The sequence below is a fragment of the Streptomyces sp. NPDC097640 genome (assembly GCF_040302705.1).
Taxonomy (GTDB): domain Bacteria; phylum Actinomycetota; class Actinomycetes; order Streptomycetales; family Streptomycetaceae; genus Streptomyces.
Window position 1 is genome coordinate 347,265 of the sequence record NZ_JBEOSB010000003.1, and the last position, 18,576, is coordinate 365,840.

Annotated in this window: 19 protein-coding genes and 1 tRNA gene; 14 read left to right on the forward strand and 6 right to left on the reverse strand. The window is 71.1% G+C overall.

Annotated features, from left to right (window positions below; genetic code table 11):
• Positions 1–166 precede the first annotated feature (166 nt).
• Entirely contained in the window at positions 167–814 is a 648-nt protein-coding gene (locus ABTY62_RS06005) for a TetR/AcrR family transcriptional regulator (protein ID WP_352128160.1), read from the reverse strand.
• Between the two features lie 249 nt (positions 815–1,063).
• On the opposite strand from ABTY62_RS06005, the gene ABTY62_RS06010 reads away from it, so the two are divergent.
• Positions 1,064–2,422 carry a M6 family metalloprotease domain-containing protein gene (locus ABTY62_RS06010; protein ID WP_502997406.1) on the forward strand — a complete coding sequence of 453 codons (1,359 nt, stop codon included), beginning with the start codon at positions 1,064–1,066 and terminating at the stop codon, positions 2,420–2,422.
• Here ABTY62_RS06010 and ABTY62_RS06015 read toward each other — a convergent pair.
• Positions 2,388–3,119, reverse strand: coding sequence for a TetR family transcriptional regulator (locus ABTY62_RS06015; protein WP_352128164.1), 732 nt, complete (start codon positions 3,117–3,119; stop codon positions 2,388–2,390). The two genes, ABTY62_RS06010 and ABTY62_RS06015, sit on opposite strands and share 35 nt — an antisense overlap.
• A 147-nt stretch (positions 3,120–3,266) precedes the next feature.
• Between ABTY62_RS06015 and ABTY62_RS06020 the strand changes: the two genes are divergently transcribed.
• The 11 genes from ABTY62_RS06020 to ABTY62_RS06070 all read left to right on the forward strand — a co-directional run bounded on the left by ABTY62_RS06020 (position 3,267) and on the right by ABTY62_RS06070 (position 13,753).
• Positions 3,267–3,422 carry a hypothetical protein gene (locus ABTY62_RS06020; protein ID WP_311726461.1) on the forward strand — a complete coding sequence of 52 codons (156 nt, stop codon included), beginning with the start codon at positions 3,267–3,269 and terminating at the stop codon, positions 3,420–3,422.
• Between the two features lie 3 nt (positions 3,423–3,425).
• Positions 3,426–3,719, forward strand: coding sequence for a DUF4190 domain-containing protein (locus ABTY62_RS06025; protein WP_352128165.1), 294 nt, complete (start codon positions 3,426–3,428; stop codon positions 3,717–3,719).
• Positions 3,720–3,828: 109 nt separating this feature from the next.
• Positions 3,829–4,938 (forward strand): Rieske 2Fe-2S domain-containing protein, encoded by a 1,110-nt coding sequence (locus tag ABTY62_RS06030; RefSeq protein WP_352128166.1) that lies wholly within the window; start codon positions 3,829–3,831, stop codon positions 4,936–4,938.
• Positions 4,935–5,135 (forward strand): hypothetical protein, encoded by a 201-nt coding sequence (locus ABTY62_RS06035; RefSeq protein ID WP_352128167.1) that lies wholly within the window; start codon positions 4,935–4,937, stop codon positions 5,133–5,135. Before ABTY62_RS06030 ends, ABTY62_RS06035 begins: the two co-directional genes overlap by 4 nt.
• Entirely contained in the window at positions 5,132–6,160 is a 1,029-nt protein-coding gene (locus ABTY62_RS06040) for a PDR/VanB family oxidoreductase (protein ID WP_352128168.1), read from the forward strand. Before ABTY62_RS06035 ends, ABTY62_RS06040 begins: the two co-directional genes overlap by 4 nt.
• 129 nt (positions 6,161–6,289) lie before the next feature.
• Positions 6,290–7,336, forward strand: coding sequence for an ABC transporter substrate-binding protein (locus ABTY62_RS06045; RefSeq protein ID WP_352128169.1), 1,047 nt, complete (start codon positions 6,290–6,292; stop codon positions 7,334–7,336).
• 49 nt (positions 7,337–7,385) lie between these two features.
• Entirely contained in the window at positions 7,386–8,312 is a 927-nt protein-coding gene (locus ABTY62_RS06050) for a siderophore-interacting protein (protein ID WP_352128170.1), read from the forward strand.
• 148 nt (positions 8,313–8,460) lie between these two features.
• Positions 8,461–10,044: a pyridoxal phosphate-dependent decarboxylase family protein gene (locus ABTY62_RS06055; RefSeq protein WP_352128171.1), complete on the forward strand. Its 1,584-nt coding sequence runs from the start codon at positions 8,461–8,463 to the stop codon at positions 10,042–10,044.
• Between the two features lie 27 nt (positions 10,045–10,071).
• A complete protein-coding gene (locus tag ABTY62_RS06060) occupies positions 10,072–11,379 on the forward strand; it encodes a lysine N(6)-hydroxylase/L-ornithine N(5)-oxygenase family protein (RefSeq protein ID WP_352128172.1) in 1,308 nt (435 codons plus the stop codon).
• Positions 11,376–11,966, forward strand: coding sequence for a GNAT family N-acetyltransferase (locus tag ABTY62_RS06065; protein WP_352128173.1), 591 nt, complete (start codon positions 11,376–11,378; stop codon positions 11,964–11,966). The genes ABTY62_RS06060 and ABTY62_RS06065 overlap by 4 nt, the downstream gene beginning before the upstream one ends.
• The gene (locus ABTY62_RS06070) at positions 11,963–13,753 is read left to right on the forward strand and encodes an IucA/IucC family protein (RefSeq protein ID WP_352128174.1); all 1,791 of its coding nucleotides are present in this window, start codon (positions 11,963–11,965) and stop codon (positions 13,751–13,753) included. Before ABTY62_RS06065 ends, ABTY62_RS06070 begins: the two co-directional genes overlap by 4 nt.
• On the opposite strand, the gene ABTY62_RS06075 is transcribed toward ABTY62_RS06070, so the two are convergent.
• Positions 13,743–14,528: a hypothetical protein gene (locus tag ABTY62_RS06075; RefSeq protein WP_502997407.1), complete on the reverse strand. Its 786-nt coding sequence runs from the start codon at positions 14,526–14,528 to the stop codon at positions 13,743–13,745. The genes ABTY62_RS06070 and ABTY62_RS06075 overlap by 11 nt on opposite strands.
• On the reverse strand, positions 14,512–15,027 hold the full coding sequence (locus ABTY62_RS06080; RefSeq protein WP_352128175.1) for a SigE family RNA polymerase sigma factor: 516 nt from the start codon (positions 15,025–15,027) through the stop codon (positions 14,512–14,514). The genes ABTY62_RS06075 and ABTY62_RS06080 overlap by 17 nt, the downstream gene beginning before the upstream one ends.
• A gap of 208 nt (positions 15,028–15,235) precedes the next feature.
• Between ABTY62_RS06080 and ABTY62_RS06085 the strand changes: the two genes are divergently transcribed.
• A tRNA-Arg gene (locus tag ABTY62_RS06085) sits at positions 15,236–15,311 on the forward strand.
• 568 nt (positions 15,312–15,879) lie between these two features.
• On the opposite strand, the gene ABTY62_RS06095 is transcribed toward ABTY62_RS06085, so the two are convergent.
• Positions 15,880–17,034 (reverse strand): helix-turn-helix domain-containing protein, encoded by a 1,155-nt coding sequence (locus ABTY62_RS06095; protein WP_352128176.1) that lies wholly within the window; start codon positions 17,032–17,034, stop codon positions 15,880–15,882.
• A gap of 61 nt (positions 17,035–17,095) precedes the next feature.
• Entirely contained in the window at positions 17,096–17,551 is a 456-nt protein-coding gene (locus ABTY62_RS06100; RefSeq protein ID WP_352128177.1) for an NUDIX hydrolase, read from the reverse strand.
• Positions 17,552–17,718: 167 nt separating this feature from the next.
• Between ABTY62_RS06100 and ABTY62_RS06105 the strand changes: the two genes are divergently transcribed.
• Complete coding sequence (locus ABTY62_RS06105) at positions 17,719–18,525, forward strand: TauD/TfdA family dioxygenase (protein ID WP_352128178.1); 807 nt, start codon at positions 17,719–17,721, stop codon at positions 18,523–18,525.
• The last annotated feature ends 51 nt before the right edge of the window (positions 18,526–18,576 follow it).

The window sequence follows — 18,576 nt, forward strand, 5'->3', positions numbered from 1 at the left end:
GGGACGTTTGACAGACGTGACGGACTGGCCGGCGCAACGGGGCGGCGTACAGCCATGACGCGGCGGCATGCCGGAACGGGCACGACGGGCCGTTGCTGACGACGAGAAGACTGGCGAACGAACGAGAACTAATCGGTCCAGGTCACCGGACGACGCGTGATGTGCGTCACGGACGACGCTTCAGATCCTCCAAGGTGGCCGCGGAGCCGGACAGTACGGAGCGCGCCGGGGCAGCCAGTCCGTCCAGGAACAGCTGTAGATGCCGGTGCACGAAGATGTCGAAGTTCAGGCAGGCGCCGCCGGGCAGCGGCCTGGTGAGCTGGGTCAGGGCGACCATCAGATCGCCGACGTCGATGTCGGCGCGCAGCTGGCCGGAGTCGCGCGCGGCGGCCATCAGGGCGCCGATGGCGTCCTCCAGGCGCGCTTGCGCGGCGACGTGGTCGGGGTGGTTCTTGTTGATGCCGTCGGAGAGCAGCGGGCACAGCGCACCGACCCGCTCCTCGGCCGCCGCGTGGACGAAGCGCCGCAGCGCCGCGAAGGGGTCGGACTCCTCCGCCAGGGCTGCTTCGGCCTGGCTGGCGATGCGCTCCATCACCGAGACGGTGACATGGTGCACCAGCTCCCCGCGGTCCGCGAAGTGCCGATAAAGGGTGGCATTGCCGACCCCCGCCCGTCGAGCGATTTCATCGAGCGAGACCTCGGCCCCGTGCTCGACGAGCACCTCGCGGGCCGCCGCGACGATCCGCTCCCTGTTGCGCAGGGCGTCGGCGCGCAGCCTGGGCCGCACGGGCTGCTGAGTGGTGACGATTCCCACAGCGGCACTCCTTCCGGCACGGTCCGGCACGTTCCGGCACGACGATTCGGTGTTCAACATTTCCGGGGACTCGGTCCCCGTTTGGTACGTACGGTTAAACGGGGAGGGCGTCCCCGGAAATTTCACGAGCGGACGTGACCTGCCTCACACCTGTCCGGCGGCCATGCCGCCCGGACGGAGCAGCCGTTTCCCCCGCCCGGACGCACCCCACGGGCGCCCGGACGGGCGCCGCCAGACGGTGGACTCGCCATGAAGCACTCAAGCGAGACGACTCGCCACCGTACGCGCCATCGAACGCGCCCCCGAATACGCAGGCCCCGCCGAGGCAGCGTATTCGCCGCGACCGCCGTGCTCACGGTGACCGTGGCGGCCGCCCCGGTGGCGGTCCCCGGCCCGCCCCCGGCCGCCCCCGCCCCTCCCGTGCGCGCCCCGGCCCTGCCGGCCAATCCGGCGTACGGAGCCCTCGCGCCCTGTGCGCTGATCCCCGGCGAGGGGCTCCAGATGACCGAGGGGCTGCCGACCGGGCCCGGCTACGCCCCCAGCGCCGGGACGGTCAAGGCACTCACCCTCATGATCGACTTCCCGGACATCAAGGGCCGGGGCACCGCCCGCAAGCGCTACGCGGAGTTCTTCCCGCAGACCTCGCGCTGGTTCAAGCGCAGCTCGTACGGCCGGCTCAAGTACCGGTCCACGGCCCCGATCAAACACTGGCTGCGGATGCCGCACTCCTTCCGCAGCTACGGCATCAAGCGCGGCAGCCCCTTCGAGCCGGGCTATCGCAGGCTCGTCGCGGACATCGCCAAGGCCGCCGACCCAAAGGTCGACTTCAGCCGCTACGACCTCGTAAACGTCCTCGTCACCCCGAACGCCGGGCCACCCGCCGCGCGCGCCGTGCTGTCCGTCACCTACTCCGGCAACCAGCGCGCCCCGATCGCCGACGGCGTGCCCCTGGCCAATGTCTCCTTCGTCTACAGCCGCCAGGACGACGGCTCCGGCACGCTCCCGAAGACCGGCTACCGCGTGCTCCCGCACGAGAACGGCCATGTCTTCGGACTCCCCGACCTCTACACCCGGCGGGGCGGGGAGAGCGCGGGCCACTGGGACATCATGTCCGAGGACTGGGGCGCCGGGAACGACCTGCTGGCCTGGCACAAGTGGAAGCTCGGCTGGCTCGGCGCCGGGCAGGTCGACTGCGTCGCCCGCCCCGGCATCACCCGGCGGGCGCTGCGCCCGCTCGGCCGGGCGGGCGGCACCAAACTGATCTTCGTGCCGGTCTCGCAGTACGCCGGATACGCCGTGGAGGCGCGGACCAACGAGGGCAACGACGAGGCGGTGTGCAAGCCCGGCGTCCTGGTCTCCTGGGTGGACACCCAGGTGGACTCCGGCCGGGGACCGATCACCGTCGTGGACAGCACCCCGGGCAGCGGCGGCTGCACCGACGAGCGCAATGTGCACCCCGGGCTCAGCGACGCCGCCTTCACGCCCGGCGAGACCTTCACCGGCGGGGCGCTGGGCACCGGCGTCCGGGTCCGGGTCACCGAGCGCGACTCCCGCGGCGACTACCGCGTCGAGATCACGCGGTACGCCAGTGGTGGCGGCCGAGGCTGATCAGCAGCAGCTGGCGGCGGGCGGTGGCCGCCACGCGCCGTACGGCCTCCGAATCCCCGGCACGCACCGCCTCCGGGTCCCCGGCACGTACCGCCTCCGGGTCCCCGGCACTTACGGCCTCCGGGTCCCCGACCCCCGGATCCCCGGCCCCCGGATCCTCGGTCTGCGCCTCAAGGAACGCCGCCGCGGTCATCACCATGTGGTCCACATACAGCTGGGCGAGCATCCGGACGTCCTCCGGGGACCAGCCCTCCCCCGTCAGCTGCGGGGCGAACGCCTCGGCGGCCTCGTCCGTGAAGCGCGCCAGCTCGGCGGCTATCGCCTCCCGCACGGGCCGTACGCCGCCGTGGCGCTCGCGCGCGATGAAGCGGACGTGCGCCGGATAGCGGCGCACATGCTCGGCGACGGCCTCGACGGTGGCGTCGATCCGCTCCTCGTCCCCGTCCTGCTCGGCCAGGATCACCCGGACCATCGCGTGCAGGCTGCCCAGGGACTCCTCCACGAGCGCCACGCCCAGGTCGCTCATGTCGCGGAAGTGCCGGTAGAAGGCGGCGGGAGCCACGCCCACCACGCGGGTCACCTCGCGCAGCCCCAGGCTGCTCAGGCTCTGGTCCTCCAGCAGCCGCAGCCCCGCGTCCAGGAGCGCGCGCCGGGTCTTCAGCTTCTGGGCCTGCCGGGCTCCGAGGGTGTGACTCATGTCATTCAGTAAACAACCGTTCGCCGACTTTTTCCAGCGGCGTGCGGGGGTATCCTGAAGTCAGTGAACAACTGTTTTTCCAACTGTTCACTGAACCGCACGCCACCCGCACCCCGGACCCGGATCCGACTCCCGAGAGAGGCACCCATGCTCTTCATCGTCGCGGCTCTCGCCCTGATGGGGATCCTTCTGGGAGCGGCGGCTCACACCCCGCTCCCGGTCTTCCTCACCGCCTCCGCCGCCATCGCCACCTGGCTGCTGGTCTTCTTCATCCGCGAACGCACCGGGCACAAGGAGAGCTGACCCATGGCCCTGACCGCCCCCAGCCCCAGCCCTGCCGGCGCCCGCGACGACTCGGCCGCGCGGCGGCGGGACGCCGACGGCATGGCCGTGGCCTCGTTCGTCCTCGGCCTGATCGGACTGCTGCTCTTCAACGCCGTCTTCGGACCGTGCGCGATCGTCCTGGCCACACTGGCGATCGCCCGGCAGACCCAGCGCCGCGGCCGGGCCCTGCTCGGCCTCGCCCTCGGCTTCGCCGACATCGTCCTGCTGATCGTCCTGGTGACGGTGGACAACACGGTCTTCTGGCAGTTCGGCTGACGTCACGTCACGTCACCCCCAAGCCCCCGGAACGCCAAGCCCCCAACGGCCCTTCCACCCAGTGGAAGGGCCGTTGCCCGTGCGTGACGTGCGTCACCAGGCTGAGGGCATGACCCCCTTCGCACGCAACCAGTGGTACGTCGCCGCCTACGGACGCGAGATCGGCCGCGAACTCCTCGGCCGCACCATCCTGGGCGAGCCCATCGCCTTCTACCGCAGCGAGTCCGACGGCACGGTCGTCGGACTCCACGACCGTTGTGTCCACCGCCGCTACCCTCTGACGGCCGGCCGGCTCGACGGCGACCGCGTCGTCTGCGGCTACCACGGCTTCACCTACGACACCACCGGCACCTGCGTCTTCGTGCCCGGCCAGAAGCGCGTCCCGCGCACCGCCCGGGTCCCCTCGTACCCGGTCGTCGAGCAGGACTCCCTGGTGTGGGTGTGGATCGGCGACCCGGCCCTCGCCGACCCCGCCGCGATCCCGCGCGCGCCGTGGCTGGCCGACCCGCGCTGGACCACCGTCGGCGGCATGGAGCCCATCGGCGCGGACTACGGGCTGCTGGTGGACAACCTGATGGACCTGTCCCATGAGACGTATCTGCACGGCGGCTACATCGGCACCCCCGAGGTCGCCGAGACCCCCATCACCACCACGGTCGACGAGGGCGCGGGCGTGGTGCGGGTGAGCCGGCACATGGACGACGCCGAGTGCCCGCCCTTCTACGCCCGCTCCACCGGCATCGAGGGCCGCATCACCCGCTGGCAGGACATCGAATACCACGCCCCCTGCCTGTATCTGCTGCACAGCCGCATCGCCCCGGTCGGCGTGCCGCCCCGGCCGGACGGCACCGATCCCGACGCCTTCCATGTCGAGATCACCTACGCGATCACGCCCTCGACGGAGGACACGGTGTACGACTTCTGGGCCGTCTCGCGGGACTTCGCCCAGGACGACGAGAGCGTCACCACCTTCCTCCACGACTTCAACCGCACCGTGGTCATGCAGGACGTGGACGCGCTGAACCTGCTCCAGAAGAGCCTGGACACCGAGCCCGAGGGCTACCAGGAGCTCAGCATCAACATCGACACCGGCGGCCTCGCCGCGCGCCGCATCCTCGCCCGCCTCGCCGCCGAGGGCACGGGCGAACGTCCCGCACCGGCCGGCGCCGCCGGCACCGCCGGCACCGCCATCAATGCCGACGCGGTGACCGGGGGATGAGCGGACCGCCCACCGCCGAGGTCTACCGGATCGACTGGCTGCCGGGCACCGACCTCCTGCACGGCGTCTGCCACTGCGGCGCCGAGCGCTCGGCGGAGGACCCGGTGGAGCTGTGGGCGTGGATGCTGGCCCACCCCTCGGGCCACATCCGCCCCGCCGACGCCCCCGACCCACTACAGGAAGGCCGCACCCCGTGACCCCCGGCCCCGACACCCTCCAAGCCACCACCGCTCCTTCGGGGGCGGCGGCGGGCCCCGAGGGCGAGTTCACCGACACCCTCGTCGTCACCGGCCGAGCCGACGCCGCGTCGGATGTCGTCACCCTCACCCTCGGCCACCCCACCGGCCGCGAGTTGCCCGCCTGGCAGCCCGGAGCGCATATCGACCTCCTCCTCGGCGAGTCCCTGACCCGCCAGTACTCGCTGTGCGGCGACCCCGCCGACCGCGCCCGCTGGCAGCTCGCGGTCCACCGCGCCCCCGACGGACGCGGCGGTTCCGCGTACGTCCACGACGCACTCACCGAGGGCGCGAGCGTCCGGGTACGCGGCCCGCGCAACCACTTCCCGCTGCGCCCCGCCGCCCGCTACCTCTTCGTCGCGGGCGGCATCGGGATCACACCGCTGATCCCGATGGCCGCCGCGGCCGAGGCGGCGGGGGCCGACTGGACGCTGCTGTACGGAGGGCGGACCCGCGCCTCGATGGCCTTCGCCGGCCAACTCGCGGACCGCTACGGGTCGAAGGTGCGGCTCGTACCGCAGGACGAGTCGGGGCTGCTCGACCTCGCGTCCCACCTCGCCCCGCCCGCCTCGCCCCGACCGGAGGCCACCCTCGTCTACTGCTGCGGCCCCGAGCCGCTGCTGCGGGCGGCCGAGGAGCGCTGCCGCGCCTGGCCCTCCGGCTCGCTCCACACCGAGCGCTTCCACCCCCGCACGGACGCTCCCTCACAACCAGCCACCGCCTCCTTCGAGTTGGTCCTGGCCCGCTCCGGGCTGACCCTGACCGTGCCGCCGGAGCGCAGCGTGCTGCGGACGGTCGAGGCGGCGGGGGTTCCGGTTCTGTACTCGTGTGAGGAGGGGACATGCGGGACGTGTGAGACCGATGTGGTCGAGGGCGAGGTGGACCACCGGGACTCCGTACTCACCGACGAGGAAAGGGAGTCGGGCGAGACGATGATGATCTGCGTGTCGCGCTGCCGGGGCGGCCGCCTCGTCCTCGACCTCTGACCAGCGACTTGATGCGTACGGCCGCGGAGTGACCCCGCCCACTGGACATCGAGGTTGGTTAGGCTAACCTAACTAAGACCTCGGGCGTTGTCCGTGGCTGCCCCCGTACGCATCGAGAGAAGGCATCCCATGCCCCGCCCCCATGCCCTCCCCCTCTCCCGCCGCGGCCTGCTCGCCGCCGGCGGCCTCGCCGGACTCGGCGCCCTGGTCACCGCGTGCGGGGGCAAAAACGGTTCGGAATCCTCCGGCGTCGAAGGCAAGAGCGGGGACAAAAGCGGCGGCGGCTCCTGGTCGTTCACCGACGACCGCAAGAAGGCGATCAGCCTCGACGGCCGCCCCGAGCGCATCGTCGCGTACATCGGCTCGGCGGCCGCGCTGTACGACTTCGGCATCGACGACCAGATCGTCGGCGTCTTCGGCCCGACCAAGCTGAAGAACGGCAAGCCGGACGTCCAGGCCGGCGACCTCGACGTGGACAAGGTGACGTCCCTCGGCAACACCTGGGGCCAGTTCAACGTCGAGAAGTACGCCTCGCTCAACCCTCAGCTGCTGATCACCAACATGTTCGACCCCGGCGCCCTGTTCTACGTACCGGACGAGGCCAAGGACAAGATCCTCGCCCTGGCCCCCAGCGCCGCCCTCACCACCGGCCGGGTCTCCATGGTCGAGCCCATCAAGCGCTACGCCGAACTCGCCGCCTCCCTCGGCGCCGACCTCAAGGCCAAGAAGGTCACCGACGCCAAGGCCCGGTTCGAGGCCGCCGCCGAGACGCTGCGCAAGACCGTCAAGTCGAAGAAGATCAAGGTCATGGCCTGCTCCGGCAGCGCCGAGCTCTTCTACGTCTCCAACCCGGCGGTCAACGCGGACCTGATCTACTTCCGCGAGCTCGGCGTCGACTTCGTCGTCCCGCAGAAGACGGACAAGGGCGGCTACTTCGAGAGCCTGAGCTGGGAGAACGCCGACAAGTACGACGCCGACCTGCTCTTCCTCGACAACCGCACCGCCACCCTCCAGCCCAAGGACCTGACCGCCAAGCCGACCTGGTCCAAGCTCCCCGCGGTCAAGGCCGGCCAGATCACCGCGTGGAGCAGCGAGCCGCGTTTCTCGTACGCGGGCGCCGCGCCGCTCATCGAGTCCCTCACCAAGGCCATCCAGGACGCGAAGAAGGTCAGCTGACCCCGGCGGTCAGCTGACCCACGGCAAGCGAAGGGAAGAGTCCGCTTCCATGACCACCGCAGCCACCACCACAGCCCCCGCCCCCGCCGCCGCCCCCTTCCGCTTCTTCGACGTGACGGTCGTCAGGACCCGGGTCCTCGGCCCGTCCATGGTGCGGATCACGTTCGGCGGCGACGCTCTGAAGGACCTCGCATCCGGCGGCCGCGACCAGCGCTTCAAGCTGTTCCTGCCGCACCCCCACCAGGACGCCCCGCTCGTGCCGGTCGAGGCGGGCCTGGAGTGGTTCCCGGTCTGGCGGGCCATGGACCCCGCCCAACGGGCCGTCATGCGCTCGTACACCGTGCGCGAGCAGCGGCGCGAACCCGACGAGCTCGACGTGGACTTCGCCCTGCACGGCGCGGACGCCACCGACACGAACCGCTCCACCGCGGCGGGCGGCCCGGCCTCCCGCTGGGCCGCGAACGCCCGGCCCGGGGACCGGGCCATGGTCCTCGGCCCGGTCGTCCCCGACAACGGCGGCATCGACTTCCGCCCGCCGCCCGGCACCGACTGGGTACTCATCGCCGCCGACGAGACCGCGCTGCCCGCCGTCGCCGGGATCCTCGACTGGCTGCCCGCCGGCACCCGGGCCAAGGTCTGGATCGAGGTGCAGCACGCGGAGGACCTCCAGGAGCTGTCCACCGAGGCGGACGCCGAGATCGTCTGGCTGATCCGCGACGGCGCCGACCCCGCCGAACCGCGCCCGGCCCTCGTCCTGGACGGCGTAGGCTCCGCGGCGCTGCCCGAGGGCACGCCGTACGCCTGGATCGCGGGCGAGGCCGGTACGGTCCGCGCGCTGCGCCGCCACCTCGTGCGCGAGCGCGGCTTCGACCGCAAGGCGGTCACCTTCACCGGCTACTGGCGGCTGGGCGCCACCGACGACCAGCTCGTCGAGGAGGCCGTGTCCGGCACCGGCCCCGCGTCGGACGACGACTGACCACACCCCCGCCACACACCACGGCCGGACCACACCCCGCACCGCGCACCCCACACCCCGCACCCCGCACCCCGTCCAGGGCAGTCCAGGGCACACCCAGGCCCGCATGCCCGCATGCCCGCATGCCCGCATCCAGAAGGGACAGACCGTGAGTCTCCTCGCGCACCCCGCTGAGGACCCGTCGTCAGAGCCGATACCCGGGGCGGCGGATGGCAGGGCCCACCTCTTCAACGACCGTACGGCCGAGCGCTACCGGCGCTCGGTGTCCGACGGCGTCGGCCTGGTGGCCTCCACCGTCGCCCGCACCACACGCCCGTTCACGGGCGTCACCCCCGCCGAACTCGCCCCCGAGATCTCCGGTATCGATCTGGACCGGCCGCTGGGCGACCCGGCCGCCGCCCTCGACGAACTCGAACGCGTCTATCTCAAGGACGCCGTCTACTTCCACCACCCCCGCTACCTCGCCCACCTCAACTGCCCCGTGGTCATCCCCGCGCTGCTCGGCGAGGCGGTCCTCTCCGCCGTCAACTCCTCGCTGGACACCTGGGACCAGAGCGCCGGCGGCACCCTGATCGAACGGCGCCTGATCGACTGGACGGCAGCGCGCCTCGGGCTCGGCGAGGCCGCGGACGGCATCTTCACCAGCGGCGGAACGCAGTCCAATCTGCACGCGATGCTGCTCGCCCGCGACGAGGCCTGCAAGCTGGTGGAGAAGGAGACGGCGGCGGCCGGCGCGCCGCTCACCAAGCCCCGGATCCTGCCCCGGCTGCGCATCCTCGCCTCCCAGGCGAGCCACTTCTCCATCGCCAAGGCCGCCGCCGTCCTCGGGCTCGGCTACGAGGCGGTCATCCCCGTCCCCTGCGACCAGGAGCGGCGGATGCGCACCGTCGCGCTCGCCCACGAGCTGGACCGCTGCCGCCGCGAGGGCCTGGTCGTCATGGCGGTCGTGGCCACCGCCGGAACCACCGACTTCGGCTCCATCGACCCGCTGCCCGAGATCGCCGACCTGTGCGCGCGGGCCGGGGCCTGGCTGCACGTCGACGCGGCGTACGGCTGCGGCCTGCTGGTCTCCCCGCGCCGCCGCCATCTCCTGGACGGCATCGAGTGCGCCGACTCGGTCACCGTCGACTACCACAAGTCCTTCTTCCAGCCGGTCAGCTCCAGCGCCGTCCTGGTGCGCGACCGTACGACGCTCAGCCACGCCACGTACCACGCCGACTACCTCAACCCGGCCCGCAGCGCCGAGCGGCTCATCCCCAACCAGGTGGACAAGTCGCTCCAGACCACGCGGCGCTTCGACGCGCTCAAGCTGTGGCTGACGCTGCGCGTCATGGGCGCGGACGCCGTCGGGGAGCTGTTCGACGAGGTGGTGGACCGGGCGTCCGAGGCCTGGCGGCTGCTGGACGCCGATCCGCGGTACGAGGTGGTCACCCGGCCGCAGCTGAGCACGCTGGTCTTCCGCTACACAGGGGGGCCGTCCACCGCGCCGCCGCCCCCTGGACTGCTGGACCTGGCGAATCTGCACGCGCGCGAGGCGCTGGCCGCCTCCGGCGAGGCGGTCGTGGCCGGGACGGTCGTGGACGGGGCGCACCACCTGAAGTTCACGCTGCTCAACCCGGAGACCTCGCTCGGCGACATCGCCCACGTCCTCGACCTGATCGCCGCCCACGCGGAGCAATACCTCTCCTCCCCGGTCGCCGAACCGGAGTTCACCCGGGCCCGAGCCAGCTGACCGCCTTCCACCCCGCCGGAGACCCACGTGTCCACCGCCTCTTCCCATGACTTCATCGCCATCGGCCTGGGCCCCTTCAATCTCGGTCTGGCCGCGCTCACCGACCCGATCGACGAGCTGAACGGGCTGTTCCTGGAGCGCAAGCCGGACTTCGACTGGCACTCGGGGATGTTCCTCGAAGGCAGCACGCTCCAGACGCCGTTCCTGTCCGACCTGGTCACCCTCGCCGACCCCACCTCCCCGTACTCCTTCCTCAACTATCTGAAGGAGAACGGCCGCCTGTACTCCTTCTACATCCGCGAGAGCTTCTATCCGCTGCGGGAGGAGTTCAACGACTACTGCCGCTGGGTGGCCGCCCGGCTCGGCTCGGTCCGCTTCGGCCAGGAGGTCACGTCCGTCGAGTACGACGAGGCCGAGGGCCGGTACGTCGTCCACTCCACCGAGACGGCCACCGGCGAGCGGCACACCTGGCGGGCCGGGCGGCTGGTGCTGGGCACCGGCACCCCGCCGTACGTCCCCGAGGCCTGCCGCGGCCTGGGCGGCGATCTGATCCACAACTCCCGCTATCTGGAGCACAAGGAAGCCCTCCAGGCGAAGGAGAGCATCACCGTCGTGGGCAGCGGCCAGAGCGCCGCCGAGATCTACCACGACCTGCTCCAGGACATCGACGCACACGGCTACCGGCTCGACTGGATCACCCGCTCGCCCCGCTTCTTCCCCCTCGAATACACCAAGCTCACGCTGGAGATGACCTCCCCGGAGTACGTGGACTACTTCTACGGGCTGCCCGCGCACACCCGCGACCGGCTGAACTCCGCGCAGAAGAACCTCTACAAGGGGATCAACTCCGATCTCATCAACGACATCTTCGATCTGCTCTACATCAAGCACCGCCGCGGCCCCTGCCCGACCCGGCTGCTGACCAACACCGCGCTGCGGGAGGCCTCGTACGACCCGGCCGGCGGCTCGTACACCCTCGGGCTGCGCCAGGAGGAGCAGGGCCAGGACTTCACCCTCACCACCCAGGGGCTGATCCTGGCCACCGGCTACCGCCACCAGGTGCCGGAGTTCCTGGCACCCGTACGGGACCGCATCGCCTGGGACGAGGCCGGGCGGTTCGCGGTCGCCCGCGGCTACAGTGTCGACACGGCCGGGCGGGAGATCTACGTACAGAACGCCGAGCTGCACACCCACGGCTTCGTCACCCCGGACCTCGGGATGGCCGCCTACCGCAACTCGTGCATCATCCGCGAGCTGCTGGGCCGCGAGCACTATCCCGTCGAGAAGTCCATCGCCTTCCAGGAGTTCGCGGCCCCCGAGGGGGCGCTGCGATGAGCGCGGCCCTCTTCACCCGCGCCGACGCCCGGCTCGGCCGCTTCTCCGTACACCCCCTGGACCCGGCGGCCGACGCCGAGCTGCTGCACCACTGGGTCACCCACCCCAAGGCGTCCTTCTGGCTGATGCAGGACGCCGATGTGGCGCAGGTCGCCTTCGAGTACGGGAAGATCGCGGAGCATCCGCACCACGACGCCTTCATCGGCCTCCACGAGGGCCGCCCCGCCTTCCTGGTCGAGCGCTACGACCCGGCGCGCGTGGAGCTGGCGGGCCTCTACCCCGCCCAGGAGGGCGACGTCGGGATGCACTTCCTGTGCGCGCCGGCCGATGCCCCGGTGCACGGGTTCACCCGCGCGGTGATCACCACCGTCATGGAGTTCCTGTTCGCCGACCCGGCGACCCGGCGCGTCGTGGTCGAGCCGGACGTCCGCAACACGGCGGTGCACAAGCTCAACGCGGCCGTCGGCTTCGAGGTCGCGGGCACGGTGGCCAAGCCGGAGAAGGACGCGTACCTCAGCTTCTGCACCCGAGCCCGATTCCAAGCCGCGACCGCAACCCGTCTGTCTGCCGAAGGAATGCCCCGATGAGCCCCCGAGACGCCGTCGCCCACCTCACCCCGGCCCTCTGGGAGCGGGCGGGCCGCCTCCTCATCCGCAAGGCGCTCGCCGAGTTCGCCCACGAGCGCCTGCTGACCCCCGAGCCCCTGCCCAATACCTCCGGCCATTACGCCGTGACCAGCGACGACGGCTCGGTGGCCTACCGCTTCGCGGCCCGCCAGCTCGCCCTGGACCACTGGCTGGTCGACGCGGACGGCATCACCCGCCACGACACCCGTGACGGCTCCGAACTCCCCCTCGACGCGCTCGACTTCTTCCTGGAGCTGCGCGGGCGGCTCGGGCTCGGCGACGCGATCCTGCCGGTCTATCTGGAGGAGATCAGCTCCACCCTCGCCGGCGCCGCGTACAAGCTCGGCGGCGAGCCGCTCGGCGCCGCCGAGCTCGCCAAGTCCGACTTCCAGACGGTCGAGACCGGCATGACCGAGGGCCACCCCTGCTTCGTCGCGAACAACGGGCGGCTGGGCTTCGGGGTGCACGAATACCTCTCGTACGCCCCCGAGACCGCGAGCCCCGTCCAGCTGATCTGGCTGGCCGCCCACCGCGACCACGCCACCTTCACCTCCTCCTCCGACCTCGACTACGACGGGCTGATCGGCGGCGAGCTGGGCGAGGCCACCCTGGCCCGCTTCGCCGGCACCCTGACCGGACTCGGCCTCGACCTCGCCGACTACCGCCTCATCCCCGTCCACCCCTGGCAGTGGTGGAACAAGCTGTCCGTCACCTTCGCCGCCGAGATCGCCCAGCAGCGCCTGGTGTGCCTGGGCAGCGGCGACGACGCGTACCTCGCGCAGCAGTCGATCCGCACCTTCTTCAACACCGACAACCCGTCCAAGCACTATGTGAAAACGGCCCTGTCCGTCCTCAACATGGGCTTCATGCGGGGCCTCTCCGCCGCCTATATGGAGGCCACCCCCGCCATCAACGACTGGCTGGCGGGCCTGATCGCGGGCGACGACCTCCTCCGCGCCGCCGACTTCTCGATCATCCGCGAGCGGGCCGCCATCGGCTACCACCACCGGCAGTACGAGCGGGCCACCGACAAGTACTCCCCGTACCGCAAGATGCTCGCCGCGCTGTGGCGCGAGAGCCCCGTCCCCACCCTGGAACCGGGCCAGCGGCTGGCCACCATGGCCTCCCTCCTCCACACCGACGCCGAGGGCGGCGCTGTCGTCAGCGCCCTCGTCGAGGAGTCGGGCCTGCCCCCCGCGCGCTGGCTGCGCCGCTACCTGGACGCGTATCTGCGGCCGGTGCTGCACTGCTTCTACGCGTACGACCTGGTCTTCATGCCGCACGGCGAGAACGTCATCCTCGTCATCGAGGACGGTGCGGTGCGGCGGGCGATCTTCAAGGACATCGCCGAGGAGATCGCCGTCATGGACCCGGACGCGGTCCTTCCGCCCGCCGTCGCGCGGATCCGGGTGGAGGTCCCCGAGGAGCTGAAGCTGCTGTCGGTCTTCACCGACGTCTTCGACTGCTTCCTGCGCTTCCTCAGCGGCATCCTCGTCACCGACGGCCTGCTGGAGGAGGAGACCTTCTGGCGGACGGTGGCGGAGTGCGTCTCGGACTACCAGGCGTCGGCGCCGGAGCTGGCGGAGAAGTTCGAGCGGTACGACATGTTCGCCCCCGAATTCGCGCTGTCCTGCCTGAACCGGCTCCAGCTGCGGAACAACCAGCAGATGGTGGACCTCCAGGACCCGGCCGGGACGCTCCAGCTGATCGGGACGCTGGAGAACCCCATCGCGCGGTTCAGGGGGTAGCGCTCGGATCGGTGAGGGCGGCGGAGCCGAATATGGAGCGGACCTGCTCCAGCGTGTCGGCGGACGGCCGGTTGAGGCAGACCGACACGGTGATCAGCTCATGCGGCCGGGACTCCCCGGCCGCACGACGGCCCACCAGCTCTCGCGTGCCACCCCCGAGGCGGCAGGAGTCGCCGGGCGGCGTGTCCTCCAGCCGCGCCCCCTGGCCGATCTTCGCCGGGGACTCCGTGCGCCCCGGCCGCAGGACCATGACCCCTTCGCCGCGCCGCAGCCCGCCAGGCACCAGGCAGTAACGCCGGAGGTCCGTACACCGGTCCTCGCCCACGGCCTCCGGCCGATTCCCGGCCAGCCCCACCGGACCCAGATCCCCGGCACCCCGCACGACCAGGCCGCTCCAGCCGTCCGGCAGCCGGACCGTCAGCCCGTCGAGGCCGGGATAGCGAAACGCGGAGCCGACGGCGGTGGGCGAAGCGGCGGGCACCTGATGCGTAGCGCCGCTGTCCCCAGGACCGGCAACCGGGCCCTGCCCCAGCACGGCCAGCGTGACACCGGCCACCACTCCCCCGGCCACCCCGGCGGCCCCGACCGCCCCGGCCACCCGCCGCCGCCGTCGCCGTACCACCAGCTGCCGGACCCGGCCCATGCGCTGGGCGGGGGCGGGCAGCCTGGGCACGGCCCGCTCGAGCAGAGCCCGCAGCGCCGCCTCGCGGCGGTCGTCACCGCCCTGACCAGGCAGAAAGCGCCCCGTCCCGTCCGGCTCACCCATGGCGCTCACAGCCCTCCACCAGCTCGGCGGCGGGCAGCAGACCCTGCAAGGTACGCAGCGCCTTGGACGCCTGGCTCTTGACCGTGCCGGTGGAGCACCCCAGCACCCCGGCGGTGTCCTCCACGCTCAGGTCCTCGAAATAGCGCAGCACCACCACCGCCCGCTGCCGCACCGGCAGCCGGCGCACCGCCGCCGCCAGGGACTGCTCCAGATCCACCCCCTCGAACTGATCCGGCACGGCCCGCGTATCCGGCACCTCGTCGTGCGGCACCTCCCCGCGCCAGCGCCGCCGCCACCACGAGGCATGCGTATTGACCAGCGCCTTCCGTACGTACGCCTCCGGGTTCTCCGCCGCGATCCGCCGCCACTTCGGCCACACCTTGGCCAGCACCGTCTGCAACAGATCCTCGGCCAGGTGGGCGTCCCCCGTCAGCAGCCAGGCGACCCGCAACAACCGAGGTCCGCGCGCGGCGACGAACTCCTCGAAGCCGGGCGTTGCGCCCGTCACTGTCGTGTCCTCGCCATCGCGCCCCTGTCCGAACCGTGTCTTTCACACATGGTGAACGCCATGACGCCGGTACCGGGTTGCCTCCCACTCGAAATCCGCCAACCGGCGGCCAACCAGCACCCCTGCACATCAGCCCTGCGGCCCCCACGGCGCAACCGCTACACTGGCGCCGGTGCGCGCTGCGGGAGCAGAGCGTCGCGCTCCGTACGCCTCCGTAGCTCAGGGGATAGAGCACCGCTCTCCTAAAGCGGGTGTCGCAGGTTCGAATCCTGCCGGGGGCACCAGGCATTAAGCCGCTGACCTGGGGTTTCTCCTACAGGGAAGCGCTCTATTCGGCCCCGGACTCCTCGTCCGGGGCCGTTTGCGTGAGCGGTGCGTGAGCGGTGCGTGAGCGGACGGATCGCCAGGCTCCGAAATTTCTCCCAATGGACAGCCTGAGCAGCCTTGAGGGATTCGTAGCCAGCGCGGCTGAAGAAACGGCGTGCCCTCCCATGCCCAGCAGATCCTGGACGACCCTGCCTGGGATGCTCTGGCCACCGCCCTCGCAGAAGCCGAGAGCGTCGGACACAACTCGGCCATCGTGCTCCAGCAAGCCATCCATCAGCGGCCGCTGGACGACGCACGCCACCCCGCCGAAGTGTTGACCTGGCGCATCCGTCGCCTCGGCGAACTCCGTGCCCCCAGCGCCCGGTCCGTGGCCGCCCAGGCCTGGCCTGCCTCGGACCGTTCTGTCCAACCGACGCATGCATCTCTTGCCGGTGCCGTGCCGGTGGCACCTGCTCCCCGTAGGCCACGGCGGTAAGACGGCAGGAAGACACCCCGCAGAACTGGCGACGGTATGGCGGAGGTCGGCTAAGCAGCCATCTCGTTGCGTATCTGGTCAAGGGACTGGGAGGCGGCGGCGTACTGGGCGGGCAGGCGGGACCCCGCCGTGCGCACGATGCGCTGGAGTTGGTGGGGCAGGCGTTGCATGGCCGCCTCTTGGATCGCGATGTCCAGCGACTGGGCAGCGCCGCTGCGGTCGTCGGCGAGCAGTTGGACGTGCGCGACGGTGATCAGCTCGATGACGCGCCACTGTGGGGCCACGACCGTCGTGGGCAGCGGGCTGTGCTCCACCAGCCGCATGGCCACAGCTGCTCGGCCGGTCGAGACAAGACCACGGAGCCGGATCTCGTGGAGCGAGAAGGGGTTGAACAAGCTGGTGTGGTCGACGCGGAAGAGCAGATCGTCGGTCTCCCGCATCACCCGGTCGAATAGTTCGCCGTTGCCCAGTGCGCCGGCTGCCCTGGCGAGCAGTGGCAGGGCAGCGGCCCGGGCGTTGTCGTCCGGTGCTGTAGCCACGGCGCGGCACAGCCGCTGGACGGCCGCGCCCCTCAGGTTCGCCTTGCGCAGCTCGTTTCCATGCATGCGCAGCACGTACGAGGTCATGCCCCGATCCTGAAAGTACTCGGCGATATCGAGGCTTTTGGCAGTCCAGTGGGCGGCCGTGGCCAGTCGCTCCTCGGGAAGCACATTGCCCAGGGCGACGCCGAGGCCTACGCGAGCTCGGGCGAGCAGGTGCAGCACATCGCGCTCGGTGTGGCCGTCTTCGATGCGGGCTTCGAGCCGGGCGACGAGCGGCCACAGCTCGGAGACGGCTTCAGAGGCGTGGCCGGACTGCCGGGCGATCTCGGCGAGCCGGACGGTGGACTCGCCGAACTGCAGCATCGCCCGGTGATCCGTGTCAGCGGGATCGGTGATCCCCAGGACGTGCGGCGGCAGTTCCAAGCAGTCGCAGACCCGGCGGCGGGAGCTGACGTCGTCGAGGGCGCGCTTCCCTAGTTCGAGGGCGGAGATGTAGGTCTTGTCGTAGCCGAGGAGCGCGCCGAGCTCGGTCTGGTTCATGCCATGGACCCGGCGGTAGAACCGCAGGATGCTCGACAGGTCTCCGGTGCCGAGAATGAGCTGGGCCTGCGGGGTCGCCCAGTGCCACTCGGCATGCCGGGCCGAAGGCCGCGGACTGGGCAACCGGTTCGTTTCCACTCGCTGCGCGATCTCGCCCCCGCTCACGGTCGGCTACATCCGCTCGTTAAGCGTCCAGTTCCACGTCCCTGCGGCCGTACCAAGCTGCGATGGCCTGCTTGTAGCCGTCGGGCATGTTCAGCCCGGGCACCTCGTCGGCGGTGAACACGCCGAGCTGCTTGTGCTCATGGCTGACGACCGGAGTCCGGTCGAGGGTCAGTACGGTGCAGCCGTAGGTGACGATCAGCACCCTCCGCCCGGGGATGGGCTGGTAGATCCATACACCGCCGTCGATAAGAGGGCCGGCCTTGACCTCCCAGCCGGTCTCCTCCTGGATCTCCCGTTCCAGCGCGGCTTCGGGACTGGCATCCGGCAGCGCGGCTCCGTCCGGGCTGCCGATCTCCAGACGACCGCCGGGCAACTCCCACTCGTCGCGCTCGTTCTTCAGCAGGACCACGCGATCCTGGGCGTCCAGTGCGACGCCTTTCACGGAGACGGGCCATAGCGGCGGCGTGTACGTCATGACGATCCTCGTCCTGCGGTGTGCGACCGGGCTCTCGGAACGTAGCACGCCCCGCTCGACCCACATCCGCGCTGGGCGATTTGTCCGAGTCGACAATCAGTCGCTTTACCCCGCACGACGCGACTGCCCACCCTGTCCACACCGACCTCGATCAAAGGAGTACGGCGATGCGCCACGCCGCAGCCGACCCCGTGGCCCTGTTCTCGGGCCACTACGTCAACGTCCGTGCCCCGCGCGCCGGCGACTTGATCGCCGCGCAGCTCCGCGAGAGTGGCCTCGTCACCGTCGACGGGCTGCACAGTCGCCAGGACATGCTGGCCTTGGCTTCACAGCTGATGGTCATCACACCGCACCCGCACAGCGCGCCGGACGGCCTGACGCTGATCCGCGACACCGGCAGCCACGCCCACCGCGCGGGCCTCGCCGGGCTCGGCAGCGGCGATCTGCAAGCGCACACCGAGCGATCTGGCGTCCCCAGGCCACCGCGCCTGATGCTCCTGGTGTGCCTGCGGCCCGCGCCGATGGGAGGCGACGCCCTCCTCGCCGACGGCCGCGATGTCCACGCCCGACTCGTGCGCAGCTGCCGCGAAGCAGCCGTCGCCTTCGCCCAGCCACGGACCGCCTACTTCGGATCCGGGGCCGGCCACGCCACCCAGGTCATCACCGCCCACACCGATGGACGCATCTCCATACGGCTACGCCAGGACGGCCTGGCCCGGTGGAGCCCGATCGCCCAGCCATACCTCCCCCGGCTCCGGAGCGCCATTACCGACAGCCAGCACCGCATCACCCTCCAGGCCGGGCAGGGCTATCTGCTCGACAACCACCGCTGGCTGCACGCCCGCACCCGCTTCTCCGGAGACCGGCAGCTCCTCCGCGCGCTCGGCGAGCCCCACTTCTCTCTCCCCGAGGGTTTCGCTCCGCACCCCTCGGCAGCGCCGCTGGCCACGATGACAAGGAGGTGCCGGACGTGACCGACACACGCCAACTATCCCCAGGAACCTCGATGGTCGATGAGCGGACGG